19 protein-coding genes, 2 tRNA genes and 1 pseudogene are annotated in these 17,250 nt (G+C 71.0%); 15 read left to right on the forward strand and 7 right to left on the reverse strand.

Annotation, left to right across the window (positions count from 1 at the left end; genetic code table 11):
* Positions 1 to 29 precede the first annotated feature (29 nt).
* The 4 genes from E0493_RS05275 to E0493_RS05290 are packed head-to-tail and all read left to right on the forward strand — an operon-like array spanning position 30 to position 4,377.
* Positions 30 to 2,480 carry a glycosyl hydrolase family 28-related protein gene (locus tag E0493_RS05275; RefSeq protein ID WP_160935869.1) on the forward strand — a complete coding sequence of 817 codons (2,451 nt, stop codon included), beginning with the start codon at positions 30 to 32 and terminating at the stop codon, positions 2,478 to 2,480.
* Positions 2,480 to 3,736, forward strand: a complete 1,257-nt coding sequence (locus E0493_RS05280; protein WP_160935870.1) for a hypothetical protein — start codon at positions 2,480 to 2,482, stop codon at positions 3,734 to 3,736. The genes E0493_RS05275 and E0493_RS05280 overlap by 1 nt, the downstream gene beginning before the upstream one ends.
* Positions 3,737 to 3,768: 32 nt before the next feature.
* Positions 3,769 to 4,140 carry a phage tail fiber protein gene (locus E0493_RS05285; RefSeq protein ID WP_160935871.1) on the forward strand — a complete coding sequence of 124 codons (372 nt, stop codon included), beginning with the start codon at positions 3,769 to 3,771 and terminating at the stop codon, positions 4,138 to 4,140.
* A gap of 45 nt (positions 4,141 to 4,185) precedes the next feature.
* Positions 4,186 to 4,377 (forward strand): hypothetical protein, encoded by a 192-nt coding sequence (locus tag E0493_RS05290; RefSeq protein ID WP_160935872.1) that lies wholly within the window; start codon positions 4,186 to 4,188, stop codon positions 4,375 to 4,377.
* 45 nt (positions 4,378 to 4,422) lie between these two features.
* Here the strand turns inward: E0493_RS05290 and E0493_RS23040 are convergent, their stop codons facing one another.
* Positions 4,423 to 4,587 carry a DUF6726 family protein gene (locus E0493_RS23040; protein ID WP_202396915.1) on the reverse strand — a complete coding sequence of 55 codons (165 nt, stop codon included), beginning with the start codon at positions 4,585 to 4,587 and terminating at the stop codon, positions 4,423 to 4,425.
* 137 nt (positions 4,588 to 4,724) lie between these two features.
* Between E0493_RS23040 and E0493_RS05295 the strand changes: the two genes are divergently transcribed.
* A tRNA-Thr gene (locus E0493_RS05295) sits at positions 4,725 to 4,799 on the forward strand.
* 105 nt (positions 4,800 to 4,904) lie between these two features.
* Here the strand turns inward: E0493_RS05295 and E0493_RS05300 are convergent.
* Positions 4,905 to 5,309 carry a hypothetical protein gene (locus E0493_RS05300; protein ID WP_160935873.1) on the reverse strand — a complete coding sequence of 135 codons (405 nt, stop codon included), beginning with the start codon at positions 5,307 to 5,309 and terminating at the stop codon, positions 4,905 to 4,907.
* A 220-nt stretch (positions 5,310 to 5,529) separates the two neighbouring features.
* Here E0493_RS05300 and E0493_RS23045 point away from each other — a divergent pair, with 220 nt between their 5' ends.
* From E0493_RS23045 to E0493_RS05345, 10 genes are all read left to right on the forward strand, one after another.
* Positions 5,530 to 5,703 (forward strand): hypothetical protein, encoded by a 174-nt coding sequence (locus E0493_RS23045; RefSeq protein WP_202396916.1) that lies wholly within the window; start codon positions 5,530 to 5,532, stop codon positions 5,701 to 5,703.
* Positions 5,704 to 5,788: 85 nt separating this feature from the next.
* Positions 5,789 to 6,343 carry a dCTP deaminase gene (gene dcd, locus E0493_RS05305; protein ID WP_160935874.1) on the forward strand — a complete coding sequence of 185 codons (555 nt, stop codon included), beginning with the start codon at positions 5,789 to 5,791 and terminating at the stop codon, positions 6,341 to 6,343.
* An 18-nt stretch (positions 6,344 to 6,361) separates the two neighbouring features.
* A complete protein-coding gene (gene murA, locus E0493_RS05310) occupies positions 6,362 to 7,636 on the forward strand; it encodes a UDP-N-acetylglucosamine 1-carboxyvinyltransferase (protein WP_160935875.1) in 1,275 nt (424 codons plus the stop codon).
* A 42-nt stretch (positions 7,637 to 7,678) separates the two neighbouring features.
* Positions 7,679 to 8,395, forward strand: a complete 717-nt coding sequence (gene hisG / locus E0493_RS05315) for an ATP phosphoribosyltransferase (protein WP_160935876.1) — start codon at positions 7,679 to 7,681, stop codon at positions 8,393 to 8,395.
* Positions 8,392 to 9,687, forward strand: a complete 1,296-nt coding sequence (gene hisD, locus E0493_RS05320; protein ID WP_160935877.1) for a histidinol dehydrogenase — start codon at positions 8,392 to 8,394, stop codon at positions 9,685 to 9,687. Before hisG ends, hisD begins: the two co-directional genes overlap by 4 nt.
* Before the next feature lie 167 nt (positions 9,688 to 9,854).
* Positions 9,855 to 10,073: a translation initiation factor IF-1 gene (gene infA, locus E0493_RS05325; RefSeq protein WP_026033499.1), complete on the forward strand. Its 219-nt coding sequence runs from the start codon at positions 9,855 to 9,857 to the stop codon at positions 10,071 to 10,073.
* Positions 10,073 to 10,720, forward strand: a complete 648-nt coding sequence (locus E0493_RS05330) for a Maf family protein (RefSeq protein WP_160935878.1) — start codon at positions 10,073 to 10,075, stop codon at positions 10,718 to 10,720. Before infA ends, E0493_RS05330 begins: the two co-directional genes overlap by 1 nt.
* Positions 10,705 to 11,808: a ribonuclease E/G gene (locus E0493_RS05335; protein WP_160935879.1), complete on the forward strand. Its 1,104-nt coding sequence runs from the start codon at positions 10,705 to 10,707 to the stop codon at positions 11,806 to 11,808. Before E0493_RS05330 ends, E0493_RS05335 begins: the two co-directional genes overlap by 16 nt.
* Positions 11,798 to 11,983, forward strand: coding sequence for a DNA gyrase inhibitor YacG (locus E0493_RS05340; RefSeq protein ID WP_160935880.1), 186 nt, complete (start codon positions 11,798 to 11,800; stop codon positions 11,981 to 11,983). Before E0493_RS05335 ends, E0493_RS05340 begins: the two co-directional genes overlap by 11 nt.
* A gap of 103 nt (positions 11,984 to 12,086) precedes the next feature.
* Positions 12,087 to 12,162, forward strand: a tRNA-Phe gene (locus E0493_RS05345).
* 151 nt (positions 12,163 to 12,313) lie between these two features.
* Here the strand turns inward: E0493_RS05345 and E0493_RS23850 are convergent.
* The 5 genes and pseudogenes from E0493_RS23850 to E0493_RS05370 form a co-directional block, all read right to left on the reverse strand.
* Positions 12,314 to 13,300: pseudogene (locus E0493_RS23850) on the reverse strand (site-specific integrase); the annotation flags it as partial.
* A gap of 242 nt (positions 13,301 to 13,542) precedes the next feature.
* Positions 13,543 to 13,869, reverse strand: a complete 327-nt coding sequence (locus E0493_RS05355) for a DUF2190 family protein (protein WP_160935881.1) — start codon at positions 13,867 to 13,869, stop codon at positions 13,543 to 13,545.
* Between the two features lies 1 nt (position 13,870).
* On the reverse strand, positions 13,871 to 14,092 hold the full coding sequence (locus E0493_RS05360; protein ID WP_160935882.1) for a phage head-tail joining protein: 222 nt from the start codon (positions 14,090 to 14,092) through the stop codon (positions 13,871 to 13,873).
* Positions 14,089 to 15,867 carry a prohead protease/major capsid protein fusion protein gene (locus E0493_RS05365; RefSeq protein ID WP_160935883.1) on the reverse strand — a complete coding sequence of 593 codons (1,779 nt, stop codon included), beginning with the start codon at positions 15,865 to 15,867 and terminating at the stop codon, positions 14,089 to 14,091. The genes E0493_RS05360 and E0493_RS05365 overlap by 4 nt, the downstream gene beginning before the upstream one ends.
* Positions 15,857 to 17,248, reverse strand: a complete 1,392-nt coding sequence (locus E0493_RS05370; RefSeq protein ID WP_160935884.1) for a phage portal protein — start codon at positions 17,246 to 17,248, stop codon at positions 15,857 to 15,859. The genes E0493_RS05365 and E0493_RS05370 overlap by 11 nt, the downstream gene beginning before the upstream one ends.
* Positions 17,249 to 17,250 lie beyond the last annotated feature (2 nt).

Raw genomic sequence — 17,250 nt, forward strand, 5'->3', positions numbered from 1 at the left:
TCCCTTCCGCCGCAAGGATTTCCGCCCCCATGTCCGACAAGAAGATCAGTGAACTGCCCTATGCCGCCGCACTCAATGACGCGGACCTGGCGCCGGTGGTGCAGGGCAGCGCGAGCTTCGCCGAAACCCGCCGCGCCACCCTCGCCCAGCTGCGCACCAGCGTGCTGACCGAGCGGGCGTTGCATGTGCGCGACTTCGGCGCGGCCGGCGACGGCATCACGGACGACACCGCCGCGATCCAGGCCGCGATCGATGCGGCGGCGGCGCAGGGCGGCGGCACGGTGCGGATCGGGCCGCGCCGCTACCGGGTCGTGGCGGCGGAACTGGACGTGAAGGACGGCGTGTTCCTGCAGGGCCGGCCCGGCTCCGGCGGCTGGCGGCAGAACGGCGACTTCGCGGGCGTGCGCTATGCGCTCCTGCTGGACGCGGCGCGCACCATCCGCGTGCGCCGCAACGCCGGGCTCGACGGCATCGCCGTGCTGCGCGACGGGCTGACGCAGCCGGCCAGCCTGCGGCAGGGGCTGGACGCCGCCGCGGCCTTCGCCGGCACCGCCATCACCCTCGGCGACGGCGGCAGCGGCAACAGCGACGGCAACGGTGCCGACAGCCTGCTCACCCGCCTGCTGATCCTCGGCTTCAACTGGGGCATCTACAGCGACGGCAACGCCCGCGTGCGCATCCAGGACGTGCTGGGCGACTGCACCAACGGCCTCTATCTCGGCCGCTCCTACGACGTCTCGCGCATCAGCGCGGTGAACTGGCACCCGCTGATCACCACCTCGCGCAGCTGGTCCAACACGCGGCTGCTGATCACCGGCATCGCCAGCAACGGCGGCGGGCGGTTCCGCATCACCACCGCCACCGCGCACGGCCTTTCCAGCGGCGACCTGGTGAACATCGCCGAGGTGCGCGACTCCGGCGCGCCCGCCACCTATGGCCGCTGGGCCATCACCGTGGTGGACAGCACGCGCTTCGACCTGAACAACTCCACCTACAGCGCCGGCTGGACCTCAGGTGGCGCCGTCTATGTCAGCGCCAACCGGCGCGCCGGCGCGGGCTACGTGGTCTACGACTGCGACATGGCCACGCTGGAGAACTGCTTCGAGTACGGTCACGACATCGGCTTCGACGTGCAGGACCAGACGCATTCCTGCAGCTTCTTCAACATCGGCGCCGATGGCTGGGTGGACGCGGCCGATCCGGCCAGCATCGGCGTCCGCATCGCCGGGACGGCGCTGCGCACGAAGTGGGTGGGTGGCTTCCTCTCCTCGAAGGGCTGCTCGATCCAGGTGAACACCACCGGCGGCGAGCAGCACGAGGTGATCGGCGTCAACGTCACCGGCGGGGCGCGGCGCATCGCCGAGGTGCTGGGCGGGCAGCTTTCGCTGATCGGCTGCGACTTCACCGGCGCGCCGGGCACCGGCAACGTCACCGTCAGCGCCATCCACCTGGGCAATGGCGCGGGCAACCTGATCGTCGCCGGCTGCGACACCAGCTCCACCACCTTCACCGCCGACAACGCGGCCGCCATGCAGCGCCTGCAACTGGCCGGCAACCGCATGGCCGGCGCCACCACGACGCAGCGCATCGCCGCCGGGCGGGTGGAACTGGCCTCGGTCTCCTCGGCCGCGGCGATCGAGACCCGTCTCTCGGCCGATACGGACGGAGCGGTGAACATCCATCGCCGCAGCGCCAGCGCGGGCGCGCAGATCAAGCTCTACGGCACGGGCAACACCAACGCCGCCAGCTTCAGCATCAGTGGCACCGACTGCGTCTTCGCGGGGGACAGCGGCAACCTGAACCCGGCGCTGACGCTCGGCGGCAGCGGCATGACCCAGGCACAGACCCTGCGCCTGCGCCGCCTCTCCAGCAGCGTGGCGGCGAACGACCGGCTCGCGGTGCTGGAGGCCACCGGCAACAACAGCGCCGGCAGCGAGCAGGTCTTCGCGCGGCTGGTGACGGTTGCCGAAGCCGTGGCCAGCGGCGGCGAGGCCGGCGCGGTGGTGCTCGAAACCCGCTCCGGCGGCAGCGTGGCCGAACGCTTCCGGCTCGCGGCCAACGGCACGGTGACGCTGACCGGGCCGCTGGTGCTGCCGGCGAACCCGGCCACCAACCTGCAGGCCGCCACCAAGCAGTATGTCGACGGCCAGTTCACCGAGCGCCGCACGAGCACCCTGCTGCTCTCCGGCGCCACCACGGTGAGCCATGCCAGCCACAACGCACGCATGCTGATCGCGAACGGCGGCACCAGCCTGTCGCTTTCCTGGGCGAACACGGGCGACGGCTTCTCCTGCACCGTCATCAACCGCACGGGAGGCGATCTCGGCCTGACGCTTTCAGGCTTCACCAGCAACACGGCACCGACCAACAGCGACGGCTTCACCCGCATCCGCGCGGGCGGCGTGGCGACGCTGCTGGTCTATTCGCCGGACGGGGGCACAACGAAGATCTGCCAGCTGGCGGGGGCAGGAGCGCCCTGATGAGCATCGCGATCGGCCTGCCCGCCCTTGTGGCGGATCTGAATGCGCTGCGCGTCCTCGGCCCCGGCCATCCCGGCAGGGTCGTCGTGCAGCGGGGCGGCACGGCGCTCACCCTCGATCCGGCGGGCGCCTACCAGGCCGTCGGCAGCGATATGCCACGCTTCCAGGGCGCCGCGCAGCGCCTGCTGGTCGAGGAAGCGCGGACCAATGCCCTGCGCAACCCGCGTGGCGCCTATGCCGGCACGGCCGGCTTCCCGACGGCGAACCCGCCAGACTACTGGTACACCTACACCTCGCCGGGCGTGACCATCAGCTTCGTGGCGACGGGAAGCGAGGACGGCATCCCCTATGTGGATGCCGACATCGTCGCCACCAGCGGGGCCTATGGCTGCCGTGTCGTGTTCGAGGGCAACAGCCAGGTCGTCTGCGCACCCGGCCAGGTCTGGACCTCGAGCTTCTTCATGCGGCTGCTCGCGGGCAGCGTCGGCAACGTGTCCTTCACCCACCGCGTCATGGAGCGCGCCGCGAACGGCACCTTCATCGCTTCCACGGACATCGGCGCGAATGCGCCGACCGCGGCCCCGCTCACCACCCAGCGGGCACGCGCGACGCGCGCCATCGGCGATCCCTCGGCGGCGCGCATCGTCAACGGCGTGGACTTCAACGCAAGCAGCGCCTTCTCGGCGCGCCTGCGCTTCGGCCTGCCGCAACTGGAGCTCGGCGGTGTGGCGACCTCGCCGATGCTGCCCGCCGCCGGCAGCTTCGGGCCGGCCAGCCGGGCCGCGGACCTGGCCGTCTGGGCACCACCGGGCGGCTTCGGCGGCAGCGGCACGGCGGTCATCCGGGCGATGCTGCCCGCCGCCGCGCCCTTCAGCGCCAGCCAGGGGTTGCTGCAGATCGACGACGGCGGTGACGCGAACCGCCTGCTGATCCGCAACACTTCCGGCAGCGCCACCGTCCATGGCGTGGCCGACAGCGGCGGCAGCACGCTGGCGGCCCTGAGCGGCGGCAACATGACCGCCGGAACGCCCTTCCGCGCCGCCCTCGCCTGGGCACCGGGAGAACTGGCCTTCTGCATGAACGGCGGGGCGGTGCAGTCCGCCGCCATCAGCACGCCTGCGGGCCTGTCGCGGCTGCTCGTCGGCCATGGCTCCAGCGCGCTGACCCGAGCGGCGAACGGGGAGGTGGAGTTGATCGACTTCCGCCCCGCGCGGCTGCCCAACGCCATGCTGCAGGCGCTTTCCGCCGCGGCCTGACTTTTCCACCCTCAAGGCAAGGACCACCTTCCATGCCCATCCTGACCGATTACGCCCGCAACCTCCTGGGCCGCGCGCTTTGCGGCCGCGCCCCCGCCCTGCCGACCGCGATCTATGCCGCGCTCGGCACCGGCGGCACCGCCAGCGGCTTGAGCGGCGAGCCGGCCGGCAACGGCTATGCCCGCCAGCGCATGACCTTCACCGGCAACGGCCTGCAGCGGAACGCGGAAACCGTTCGCTTCGTGTTCAACGGCGCCGTGGGCACCCTCACCCATGTCGGCCTCTACGACGCCGCCTCCGGCGGCAACCCGCTGGCCTACGGCCTGCTGGCGCAGAGCGCGGCCATCACCGGCCCCGGCACCGTGACCATCGCCGCCGAGGCGCTGACGGTCGACAGCCAGTAGGCGCCCCCGCCGCCCCATTCTCAACCCGCCTCAGGAGCACCCATGATGGAAACCTGGATTCGCGTGCAGATCAGCCAGCCCAGCACCTGGCGTGGCCTCTTCCTGGTCCTGACCGCCGGCCTCGGCATCTCGATCTCGCCCGAGATGCAGAACGCCCTGCCGAACCTGGCAATCGCCGCGCTGGGTGTCTGGGAGGCGCTGCGCAAGGGCAACCGCTTCGGCGAGCCGGGCGCCTGACGGCCAGGGCGGCGGATGCTCTCCGCCGCCCGCACCGCCCCAGGGCTACGGATCGATGGCCGCGGCGCAGGCATCGGTTGGCACCGCGGCGGCATGGCCCACCAGCGGCACGATCTTGAGGGCGGCCGAGCCGATCCGGCAGGGCGCCGCAACGAGTCCGCAGCCGGAAAGGCCAAGGGAGAGGGCGAGGAGCAGAAGGGCCTTGCGCATCATCCCGCTCTAACGCCCCTGCAGGGCGAGGGATGCGCAGCGGGAACTGCCGCGCGCGAATAGCCGGCCAAGGCACAGAAAAGGGGTTGCGCCCGCTCCCTCCACGGCCTAGAGAGCGCCTCGCTTTCACCGCACCCGCTGCTGTAGCTCAGTGGTAGAGCACTCCCTTGGTAAGGGAGAGGTCGACAGTTCAATCCTGTCCAGCAGCACCATCTCCCCAGACGCCGTTCCAGGCTGGTTTTCCGGGTTCGGGAAGGCGCTTTTTTTTCCGGCGTGGTGAGTTTTCGGCGTGTTGGCTGGCGCCCTTGTGGCCTGCCTCAGCGGCAGCCCTCGCCTTGCCGCTCGAAGTTGAGCACGCGCCCGTCCCGCACCTCGAAGGTCACGACGCAGGGCTCCGCCGGCACCCCCGCCCCGCCGAAGCCGAAGCCGATGCCCGTCCCCACGCCGCCGCCATGCCCCCAGCTTCCGCCGCCGAAGCCAAAGCCGATGCTTGGACTGATGGAGGGCGCGGTGGCGCCGCTGGAAAGGTCATAACGCAGGAAGCGCCGCCCCTCGACCTCGTAGACCTGGTGCGGCACGCCGAGGCTGCTGACGAGCTGGATCTCCGGGCCGGCGACAAAGGTCGCCATGCGGCGGTCGAAATCCGCCGGGCTGGAGGCGGAGCAGGCCGAAAGCAGCATGGCGCCCAGCAGCGCAGCGGCGGAGATGGGGACTGCGCGCATGGTCGTGGCTCCCTGCCATTGGTGGCCTTCAGCAACGTTGCGCCGCCCGCGCGGGTTGCGCCGGCAGATGCCTGCGCGAGGCCTGCCACCCGCAGGCGGCAAAGCGCCCTCTCCCTTGCAGATTCAATGCCTTGACCGAGAAGCCTGCGTTTGATAGGCGCATCTCCGGCGGTTCACCCGATCGGCCGCAGCCTCTTGTCCAGGACGCGTCTGCCACGCCATGGCGAAGCCTCCCCCGCCCCCGTCCAGCGCTGCACAGATGGAACGCGAGGCGCGCCGCGCCGCCGCGCTGCGCGAGAACCTGCGCCGCCGCAAGGCCCAGAGCCGTGCCCGCGCCGAAGAGGCCGCGCCGGCCTCGCCGCCCGCGCCATCCCCCGAGCCCCCGAAGGGCTGACCACCCGCGAAGCTCCGGTTGCCCGCGGCCCGCCGCTGGGCTATCCCGGCCCGCCTTTGCCGCTGCCGCACGGAAGTCTCCGCCCATGTCCATCATGCCTGACAGCTGGATCCGCCGCATGGCGACGGAGCACGGCATGATCGAGCCTTTCGTGGAGAGCCAGCGGCGCGAGGGGGTGATCTCCTACGGCCTCTCCTCCTACGGTTATGACGCCCGCGTGGCCGACGAGTTCAAGGTCTTCACCAACGTGGACAACGCCCTGGTGGACCCGAAGAAGTTCGCCGAGGACAGCTTCGTCACCCGCCGGGGCGAGACCTGCATCATCCCCCCCAACTCCTTCGCCCTGGCGCATACCGTCGAGTACTTCCGCATCCCGCGCGACGTGCTGGTGATCTGCCTGGGCAAGTCCACCTATGCCCGCTGCGGGCTGATCGTGAACGTCACGCCGCTGGAGCCGGAATGGGAGGGGCAGGTGACCATCGAGATCAGCAACACCACCCCCCTGCCCGCCCGCATCTACGCCAACGAGGGCATCTGCCAATTCCTGTTCCTGCAGGGCGCGGGGGCGCCGGAAGTCTCCTACGCCGACCGCAAGGGCAAATACATGGGCCAGCGCGGCGTCGCGCTGCCGCGCCTGTAATCGAAAGGGAGCCAGCCCATGGACCGCATCCGCGTGCGCGGCGGCAGCCGCCTGAACGGCCGCATCGCCATCGGCGGCGCCAAGAACGCTGCCCTGCCGCTGATGGCCACCGCCCTGCTGACCGAGGAGGCGGTGATCCTCACCAATGCCCCGGCGCTGGCGGATGTCGCCACCATGGGGGGCCTGATCGCCCAGCATGGGCTGCGCGTGGAGCATGACACCGAGGGCCGCCGGATCATTCTGGACGGCGCGGCGAACCAGTTCGAGGCGCCCTATGACCTGGTGCGCAAGATGCGCGCCTCCGTGCTGGTGCTCGGCCCCCTGCTGGCGCGCTACGGCCAGGCCCGCGTCTCGCTGCCCGGTGGCTGCGCCATCGGCACCCGCCCGGTGGACCTCCACCTGAAGGGGCTGGAGCAGATGGGCGCGTTGATCGAGCTGGACGCCGGCTACATCAACGCCCGCGTGCCGGCCGAGGCGAATGGCGGCCGCCTGAAGGGCGCCCGCATCATCTTTCCGCAGGTCTCGGTGGGCGCCACCGAGAACCTGCTGATGGCCGCCGCCCTGGCCACCGGCACCACCGAGCTGGTCAATGCCGCCCGCGAGCCGGAGATCAGCGACCTCGCGCACTGCCTGCTCTCCATGGGCGCGCGGATCGAGGGCATCGGCACCGACCGTCTGGTCGTCAAGGGCGTGGACAACCTGCACGGCACCACCCACGCCATCCTGCCCGACCGCATCGAGGCCGGCACCTTCGCCTGCGCCGGCGCCATCACCGGCGGCGAGCTGCTGCTGGAGGGCATGCGGCTGGAACTGTTCGGCGCCTTCAGCCGCGCGCTGCGCGAGGCCGGCGTGGAGCTGGAGGAGGAGGCGGAAGGCGTGCGCGCCAGGCGGCTGAACGGGCTGCATGGCGTGGACGTGATGACCGAGCCCTTCCCCGGCTTCGCCACCGACATGCAGGCCCAGTACATGGCGCTCATGGCGGTTGCCGAGGGCGCCTCGATGATCACCGAGACGATTTTCGAGAACCGCTTCATGCACGTGCCGGAGCTGACCCGGATGGGCGCGCGGATCAACGCGCACGGCTCCTCGGCCATCGTCCGCGGCGTGCCGCGTCTTTCCGGCGCGCCCGTCATGGCGACCGACCTGCGCGCCTCCGTCTCGCTGATCATCGCCGGCCTTGCTGCGGAAGGGGAAACGGTGGTCAACCGCGTCTACCACCTGGATCGCGGCTACGAGCGCATCGAGCGCAAGCTGGCCGCGGTCGGCGCCGAGATCGAGCGCCTCCCCGGCTGAGGCCGGCATGACATCGCTGCGTTTCCGGTGATAGAACCAGACATGGACCAGCCCATCACCAACAGCCCCGCGGCGACCATGGACGAGGCCCAGCCCTTCGTCCTGGCCCTGCCCAAAGGGCGCATCCTGAAGGAGCTGGGGCCGTTGCTGGCGCGCACCGGCATCGTCCCGGCCAAGGATTTCTACGCCGAATCCAGCCGCCGCCTGCGCTTCGAGACCAACGACCCGCATCTCGACGTCATCCGCGTGCGCTCGTTCGACGTGGCCACCTTCGTCGCCTTCGGCGCGGCGCAGATCGGCATCTGCGGCGCCGACGTGCTGCTGGAATTCGACTATCCCGAGATCTACGCCCCGCTCGACCTGGGCGTCGGCCGCTGCCGCGTCTCGGTGGCCGAGCCGGCCGCCGGGGCCGGGCAGGACGGCATGGCCCGCCATTCCCGCGTTGCCGTCGCCACCAAGTACCCCAACATCGCCCGCCGCCACTTCGCGGCCAAAGGCATCCAGGCCGAGGTGGTGCACCTCAACGGCGCCATGGAGCTGGCCCCTTCGCTCGGCCTTTCCCGGCTGATCGTGGACCTCGTGCAGACCGGCTCCACGCTGAAGGCCAATGGGCTGGTGGAGACCGACGTGATCGCGCACATCACCTCCCGCCTGATCGTCAACCGCACCGCGCTCAAGACGCAGCCGGAGGCGATCACCGGCTGGCTTTCCCGTTTCCGCGCCGCGCTGGCCGCCATTGGGACCGAAACCACCGCATGATCCGCCTGTCCACCGCCCATGCCGGGTTCGAGGCCGAGTTCCGCACCCTGCTCGACCAGGCGCGCGAAACCACGGCCAAGGTCGATGCCGCCGTCGCCGGCATCATCGCCGAGGTGCGGGCGGAGGGCGATGCCGCCCTGCTGCGGCTCACCGGCCGCTTCGACCGCTGGGCTCCGGCCAGCGCCGACGGCCTGCGGGTGACGCCGGCCGAGATCGAGGCCGCCCGCGCCGCCTGCGCCCCGGCCCTGCTGGACGCGCTGGACCTCGCGGCCACCCGCATCGAGCGCTTCCACGCCGCCCAACTCCCGCGCGACGTCGAGCTGGACGACCCGCTGGGCCTGACGCTCGGCATGCGCTGGAGCGCCATCGAGGCGGTCGGCATCTACGTGCCCGGCGGCAAGGCGGCCTATCCCTCCTCCGTGCTGATGAACGCCATTCCCGCCCAGGTGGCGGGCGTGCGGCGGATCGCCATGTGCGTGCCGACGCCGGACGGCGCGCTGAACGACCTGGTGCTGGCCGCCGCGCACCGTGCCGGCGTCACCGAGATCTGGCGCGTCGGCGGCGCCCAGGCCATCGCAGCCATGGCCTGGGGCACCGCCAGCATCGCCCCGGTGGACCGCGTCGCCGGCCCCGGCAACGCCTATGTGGCGGAGGCCAAGCGGCAGGTCTTCGGCCGCGTCGGCATCGATTCCATCGCCGGCCCCTCCGAGGTGGTGGTGCTGGCCGATGCCAGCCAGAACCCGGCGCAGATCGCCATCGACCTGCTGGCCCAGGCCGAGCACGACGAAAGCGCCCAGGCCATCCTGATCACCACCAGCGCGCAGATGGCCCATGCGGTGGAGCACGCGGTGGAGGAGGCGCTCGGCACCCTCGCCCGCGCGGAGATCGCGGCCGAGAGCTGGCGCCGCCACGGCGCCATCATCGTGGTGCACGACTGGGAGGAAGGCGCCGCCCTGGTGGACCGGCTGGCGCCCGAGCACCTGGAGATCATGGTCTCGCAGCCCGGCCCGCTGTTCGACCGCATTCGCCATGCCGGCGCCGCCTTCCTCGGCGCGCATTGCCCGGAGGCGCTGGGCGACTACGTGGCCGGGCCGAACCACGTGCTGCCCACCGGGCGCACGGCGCGCTTCGCCTCCGGCCTTTCCGTGTTCGACTTCCTGAAGCGCACCACCTGGATCGCCGCCGAGAAGCGCGGGCTGGAGGCCATCGGCCCCGCCGCCGTGGCGCTGGCCGAGGCCGAGGGCCTGACCGCCCATGCCCGCAGCGTGGCGATGCGGCTGGGGCAGGGCTGAGCCCCGCGCTGTTGAAGAATCCGCGCGCGGGCGCCATTTCAGCGCCGAACAGAGACTCCCGGGGCGGCAGCCATGCTTGACCGGCCCGGCGTGGCCCATCATGGTCCGCCCCGCCCGCGCTTCCGCGTCCGCACCGAACCCGCCCCGCAGCACCAGAAAGAGGCCTGATGTCGAAAGAAGATATGATCGAGTTCAGCGGCCAGGTCGTTGAACTCCTGCCCAACGCCATGTTCCGCGTGAAGCTCGACAACGACCACATGGTCCTCGCCCATACCAGCGGCAAGATGCGCAAGAACCGCATCCGCGTGCTGGCCGGCGACCGCGTGAACGTCGAGATGACGCCGTACGACCTGACCAAGGGCCGTATCACGTTCCGGTTCAAGTAATGCCCATGGCGGGCCAGCCGGCGCTCGAGGCCGCGGCGGCCGAAGCCGCACCGTCCCCCTCCGCGCCCGCCCGCCCGCCGCTGGTGCTGGCCAGTGGAAGTCCCAGGCGCCTCGACCTGCTGCGGCGGATCGGTGTGGTGCCGGCGCGCGTGCGCCCTCCCGAGATCGACGAGTCCCCGCTGGGGCAGGAACTGCCGCGCCAGCTCGCCACCCGGCTCTCCGCGGCCAAGGCGCGCGCCGTGATGGCCGCCGAGCCCGCCGCGCTGGTGCTGGCCGCCGACACGGTGGTGGGCGCCGGCCGCCGCATCCTGCCCAAGGCCGAGACCGAGGCCGAGGCGCGCGCCTGCCTGGCCCTGCTCTCCGGCCGCCGCCACCGCGTCTATACCGGCGTGGCGCTTGGCCTGCCCGACGGCCGGCTGCTGACACGGCTGGTGGAAAGCATCGTGACCTTCCAGCGGCTGACCCCGGCGCAGGTCGAGGCTTACATCGCCGGTGGCGAATGGCGCGGCAAGGCCGGCGGCTACACCATCCAGGAATCGGCCGAGGCTTTTGTCCGTTTCCTGTCCGGCAGCCATTCCAACGTGGTCGGGCTGCCGCTGCACGAAACCGCCCAGCTGTTGCGCGGCATCGGATGGCTGCGCCCCTGATCCTCGTCTCCTGCTCCCCCGGCGAGCAGCGCACCGCGCTGCTGCGGGAAGGACAGCTCGAGGCTGCCTTCATCGAGCGCCCCGCCCGCCCCGAGGGGATCGGCCACCTGCATGTTGGGCGCCTCTCGGCGCGCGCGCCCGCCATGGCCGGCGCCTTCGTGTTGCTGGCGGGTGGCGAGACCGGCTTCCTGCCCGACTCCGATGGCGCCAAGGGCCGCACCGAGGGCGAATGGCTGCGTGTCGCCGTGACCCGTGCGGCCCAGGGCGGCAAGGGGCCACGGCTGGCCGTTCGCGCCGGCCCGGCGGAAGGCCCGCTGCGCCTGCTGGCCCGCGGCCCGGACGCACCGCTGCGGCTGGCCGCGCAGCACCCCGGGGCCGAGCTGCGCACCGACAGCCCGGCCTGCGCCGCCCGGCTGCGTGCCGCCCTCCCCGCCGGTGGGGTCACGCTGCTGAGCCGCCCCGCCTTCGACGACGCGCTTGAAGACGCCTTCGCCGCCCTGGCCGCGCCGGAGGTGCCGCTGCCGGGCGGTGGGCGCCTGATCATCCACCCGACTCCCGCCCTGGTTGCCATCGACATTGATGCCGGCGGCGCGGCGGGGGGCCGCAATGCCGCCTCGCACCGCGCGCTGAATGCGGCGGCCTTGGCGGCGGCCGCCCGGCAGATCCGCTTGCGCCACCTTGCCGGCGCCATTCTGGTGGACATGGCCGGCATGCCCATCGGCCGCCGCAAGGACCTGCTGCCCGGCTTCGAGGCCGTGGCGCGGCAGGACCCGATGCTGCGCGTGGTGGGCCTGACCGGCCTTGGGCTGCTCGAGTTGCAGCGACGGCGCGTCCACACGCCGCTGCACGAGGTGCTGGGGCTGCCCCCCTCGCCGCTCAGCCGCGGCCTGGCGGCGTTGCGGCGGGGCGTCCGCGCCGCTGCGGCGCGGCCGGGCGCGCGCCTCACCCTCACCGCCTCTCCCGGCGTGCTGGCGGCTCTTGAGGCCTGGCCCGGCGCGCTGGAGGAATTCCGGCAAGCGGGCGGCCCGCTGCACCTGCGGCCCGATCCGCTCTGCCCTCCCGGCCAGGAGGATGTCCATGCCGAATGAGAAGCCCGATCCGCCCCGCCCAGCCCGCTGCCCCGTCTGCGGCAAGCCAGCCGAGCCGGCCTTCCGGCCCTTCTGCTCGGCACGCTGCAAGCAGGTTGATCTCGGCCGCTGGCTGAACGGCGGCTACGCCATTCCTGGCGCCCCGGCCGAGCCGCCGGAGGAGGGCGAGGCCTAAGCCAGGTTCGTAACAATGGCATTTCCCTGCTGGACAGGTGCCGCGCCTTCCGGTATCTCGCGGCTCCACCAACGGTGGCTCCGGAAACGGTGCCGCAGCATGGGCCCAGATAGCTCAGTTGGTAGAGCATGCGACTGAAAATCGCAGTGTCGCTGGTTCGATTCCGGCTCTGGGCACCATCCATTTGCTATCGCCTTTGTTTTCAGAGACTTGCGATACGCTTTTGTCCCACTCCGGCCCCGCCAGGCTAGAGTGGGACTTTTCGTTAGCGGGCTTCGCCGCAACGAGGCGGGAGAAAGCGCTCTCCGCCATCACCTTCTGCGCCGCAGCGCGGGTGTATCGGTCCACCTCCTTCAGGGTGCGATGGCCAGTGACGGCCATGATCTCATGCGCCGAGCATCCCAGCTCGGCCAAACGCGCCGCCGCGGCCTTGCGCAGGCCATGCGGGGAGCAGAGCGGCAGGCTGGCCGCCCGACACCAGGCGCGAAATCGATTGCCGAAGGTTTCCGCCGAGTAGGGCGTGCCCTTCCCGCTCACCAGGAAGGCCAGCTCTCCGGTTGGCGTGGCGTCGATGATCCGCTGCAACTCCGGGATGATCGGCAGTTGCAGGCGCACCGGGCGCTTGCTCCGGTTCTTGTGCTGCGTGAAGTGGAGCCAGCCATCCCGCACATGCTGGCGGCCAAGCTGCACCACGTCGCTGCGGCGCTGGCCGGTATAGAGCAGGAGCGCCAGGGCCAGACGGGGCTGCGTACCCACCGGATACTTCGCCTCGAACTGCGCCACCTCCTCCAGCGTCCAGGCGTGGAAGCCCTCGCTGCTGCCCGGAAGATAGGCGACCTTCAGGGCGGGATTGTCGTCCACCAGCCCGAGTGTCACCCCATACCGATAGGCAGCCCGCAGCGCCTTCAGGAGGCTGTTAGCGGCCTCCGGGGTGTCGGCCTTGCTGTCGCGGGTCTGCACCAGGTGGCGGGGCTCCAGGCGGCCCGCCGGCTTGGTGCCGCGCTCCACCCGGAAGCGGTCGAGGATCTGGCGCCGCACCCGCTGGGAGCGCTCGTCCATGCGGCGGAACTCGGCGGACTTGTAGTAGGCGACGCAGAGCGCATCCACGCTGCCGGGCAGCACTGCACCCACGAGTGCGGGCTTCGGCTTTGGCTTGGCATCCAGCGCCCGGCGGTACTCGGCATCGAAGGCATCGCTGCCGGGTTCCTCATACAGGCGCACCTTCGGCTTTCCCGGCTGGCGCAGGTAAACCCGCACATTGCCGTGGCGATCCGTGTCCCGAATGACGAAGCGATAGCGCCGCGCGACCTTGATCATGGTTCGTCCCAGGGGTTCGCATCACCGTCACCGGGAAGCGCTGAGAAAGCCACTTCCAGCGCCCGGCGGTCCCACACCTTCCGCGAGCCGATCCGCTTCGGGCCAGGCATCCGCCCATCCTGCACCATCTGGTCAAAGGTCGTGGTGCTGATGCCCAGGAATGCCGACGCTGCCGCCCGGCACAGGCCGAGCGGCTGGAGCGTCGGAGGAAGGGCGTCGTGGCGAGGCAAGGCGAGCCGCTGTCAGAAGCTGCCGTTGAGCCGCACGGCCGCCGTGGCATCTGCGCTGGCGGCGGTCTCCACGGCCACGCCGATCCGGGTGTTCCCCGTGGCGGTCTTGGTAACAACCTTCGCCGTGTTGTCCCAGAACAGCGCGTCACCCACGGAGAGGGCGCCGGTCGCCTTGGGCAGGGTGAAGACGCCAAAGGTGGCGATGTCCACCGTGGCGCCGCTGGCGGCATCCTCGGCGGCCACTCCGAAGATGGCGCCCAGCAGGACGCCAGCTCCGGAGGTCACGGCGTAGGGGGCGGCCACCGTCAGGTTCTCGCCGCGCTGAACGTAGTTGTGCATTTCACAGTCCTTTCGAGGTACGGAAGAGGATGGTCTGGGGAGGCGTGACGCCCTCCGCCGTGGCAATCAGCTCATTCACGGCATAGAGGGCGCGGGCCAGTTCAAGGTCGCTGCGGTACTCCACACGCCGGCCATCCGACGTTTCCACCGCACGAACCCCGGAGAGCCGGGAGCGCATCAGCGCGTCCCGCTCCTCCTTCAGCCTTGCAAGGCTGTCACTCATGCGCCGGCGTTCCGATAAGCGCCACGCCAATCCACGGCGCCGCAGCCGAAGTCGAGGACCACACGGAACTCGCGGGCCAGCACGTCCCACCCGTCGCGGGTCGCGAGTTGCGGCCCCTGGGCGCTGGAGAGGTAGGCATATTCAAAGACGGTGGAGACCGCCGGGTCCGCGAAGACGTACCAGGCGCCGGCCGGGAGCCGGGACTCCACCAAGAGCGTCAGCTTGCCGCTGAACGGGTTCTGGTCCGCCACGGTGCCGGCCGCCAAGTCCGCCAGGATCTGCTCGGCCAGGGTCTCCAGGTCGGGCGCTACCAGCAGGAAGCGCGGGGTGACGTTGATGGGGCTGGAGCCGTCGAGACCCTTCTGCGTCCGCATCGCCAGGCGGGCGGCGCTGAGAGTGGAAACGTTCAGGGTGCCACCCGTGGCGGCGAGGTTGCCGTGGTCGGCGTGGAACAGGCGCTTGCCGTCCCCCATGACCGGACCGGCGCCGCTGGACTGGATCAGCAGATTGACGAGCTGGTCCGCCTCGGTGTCCGCCGCCGCGCGCCCCATCATGGTCGCCCACTGGCCGAAGGCGCCCAGGTCGTCGTTGATGATCGCCTTGCGGGACAGCGCGAACATTCCGCCGAAGGTGTCGAGGGTGTAGCCCTCGGTAGCCTCGCCGGTCGTCAGGGCCTTGATCTCGCCCATCTCGTTGACCGGCTTCAGCTTGCCGAACTCCCCGATGCGCAGCAGGGAGACGGGGCGGAAGTCGCTGGCGTTGCGCTGGCGCGCGAGCTGGCGGAGGGGCGTCTGCGCCGCCTGATAGGCCGGCAGGAGCACCCGGTTGCCCACGCCCGTCAGAAGATTGGGAAAGTCGCTGAGGGTGTGCGCCGCCGCGCGGGTCAGCACCTCCTCCCGGCTCAGGCTGCCGACACGCTCACCACGGGCCGCCAGGAGGGCGCGGGCGCTGTCTGCCATCCCCAGGCCCATGTACGGGCGGGCCGCATCGCTGGGTGTCTGGCCGGTCAGGTTGGCCGCCAGGGCCTCGGCCATGCGGGTGACGAGCACGGCGGGGTCGTCGTTGGACTGGCCCACCTCGATCCGCTGCGTCTGGATGGTGCCGCCGCCGCGGCGCACCAGTTCCTCGAAGGCGGCGCTGCGGGCCTGATCCACGGTCGCGGCCTGATCGATCAGGGCGTCCGCAAAGGCGGCGTCGAGGCCGGAGACGTTGGCGATGCTGCGGATCTGCTGGTTGATCTCGGCGCGGTTGCCGGTCTCGACCGTCTGCGTTTCGGTTGCCACAGGGGCACTCCTCACTGAAGCGCCGGGATCAGCCGGCAGGGGAACAAAGGAAATCTCGCGCGGCGTCCAGGAGACGGCGGTGCGGGTGCGGGTGCCGTTGGCAACCGCGTCCTGCCAGCGGTCCACGCTGTAGCCGACGCTGACGTGCCGGATGACGCCATCGCGCACGTCCTGCACGATGGGCTGCACCTCGGCGCGGGTGCTGAAGCGGATGGTCGCCCACCCTTCCCCGCTCTCCACGCCCGCCTCCTGCACCACGCCCAGCACGTTCCGAAGATCGCGCTGCTGATGCGTGTCGAGGACGGACGCGCCGCGCAGATGGTCAAGCCGCACATGATCCGGCGCCAGGCTCAGGACTTCGCTGAACGGGCCCTGCGCATCGCGGCGGTTGACGGCGGCTCCGGTGCTCCAGACCACGCGCACCGTGCGCGCAGCCTCGTCGAAGGATTCGGGCTGGATCGCTGCGCTGCGCGTCAGCAGATCAACCGGCATTCTGCTCTCCTGTGTTGGCGGTGAAGCGCAGACCCAGGCGAGCCTCGCGCTGGCGGTCGGCGGCAATCTCGGCGTCCAGCGCCTCCGCGTCGTAACCCAGCTCCGCGATGGCCTGCCGGCGGGACTTCAGGCCAGCGGCAATCATGGTCGCGGTGGCTTCGGCATCCTTCGCCGGATCAATCCACGCCATCGGCGGCGGGTAGAACTCCGCATCGAGCCAGGCTTCCGGGTTCGTCTCGAAATCCGGCGCGGCGATCTGGCCCGAGAGGATCAGCGTGGCGACGAACCGGCGCCACACAGGGCGCACGAGCTGGTGGACGATGATGCCGTGCTGGATGGGCTCGATGCGCTGGCGGAAAGCGACCATGCCGGCGCGGAGACTGCTGTAATTCGCGTTGCTCAGGTCGCCGGTCAGCAGGTGCTCGGGGATGCCCAGCCCGGCCGCCACGGCGCGGAGCTGCGAGGCGGCAAAGGCGGCACCCTCGGCCATCTGCGCCGGGTTGCTGAACTTGATGTCCCACCCGCTCGGCAGATAGCGCAGCGTGCCAGGCTCTAGGCCGGTTTCCATGACGCTACCCGCCTGCGTGCCCTCGAAGGCGGCTCCCCCGGTGCCGTTCTGGTCCACCAGGAAGCCCGCGTGCATGGCCTGGATCTTCGCGGCCATCAGCGCGGCATCGCTGAATTGGTCATGCTCGTGCAATAGCGAGAGGACCGGCGCCAGCCAGGAGATGCCGCGCACCTGCCCCGGTGAAAGCGGGCGGTAGAGATGCACCATGTCGGCGGCGGGGATGCGAACGGTGTTGGTGCGCGTCTCGAAGGCGGCGGTCGGGTCTGAGGTGAAGACGTGGTAGGCGACGCGCCGGCCGTTGCTGTCGAACTCGATGCCGCCAACCACGCGGGCGCCGCCGCCCAGCTCGCGCGTGTCGGCCAGGTCAATCATCTCGGCAGGCAGCGCCTGCACTCGCAGGCCGGAGCGCGTCGGGATCAGCCGCGCGAACGCCTCGCCGCATTCGATCATGGTCTGCGTAAGAAGCGCCTGCTGCCCGTAATGGTCGCTGGCGCCATCAGCGTCCGCTTGAACCGTCCAGCGGTCCCAGGCGGTTTGCAGCGCGGCGCGCACGGCAGCGTCGGGGTGCTTGGAGGTCGGCTTGATGCCGTAGCCGGTCAGATGACTGACCAGAGCGGAGACGCCCGCGATGGCGTGGGGATTGTTGCGCGCGAAGTAGAGCGCCCGGCGGCGCACCGGCTCAGCGGCGGCGAGAACTTCCGGATTTATCGGTCCGAAGCTCGGGGCCGCGCTCCACCGCCGGCCGCCACCCGCCGCGTCAAAACGGCGCGTCGAAGGCTGCGGCAGGATGCGGCGGAGGAGATCGCGGAGCATGG

Origin of the sequence: Teichococcus coralli, assembly GCF_009829925.1 — a bacterium.
GTDB lineage: Bacteria > Pseudomonadota > Alphaproteobacteria > Acetobacterales > Acetobacteraceae > Pseudoroseomonas > Pseudoroseomonas coralli.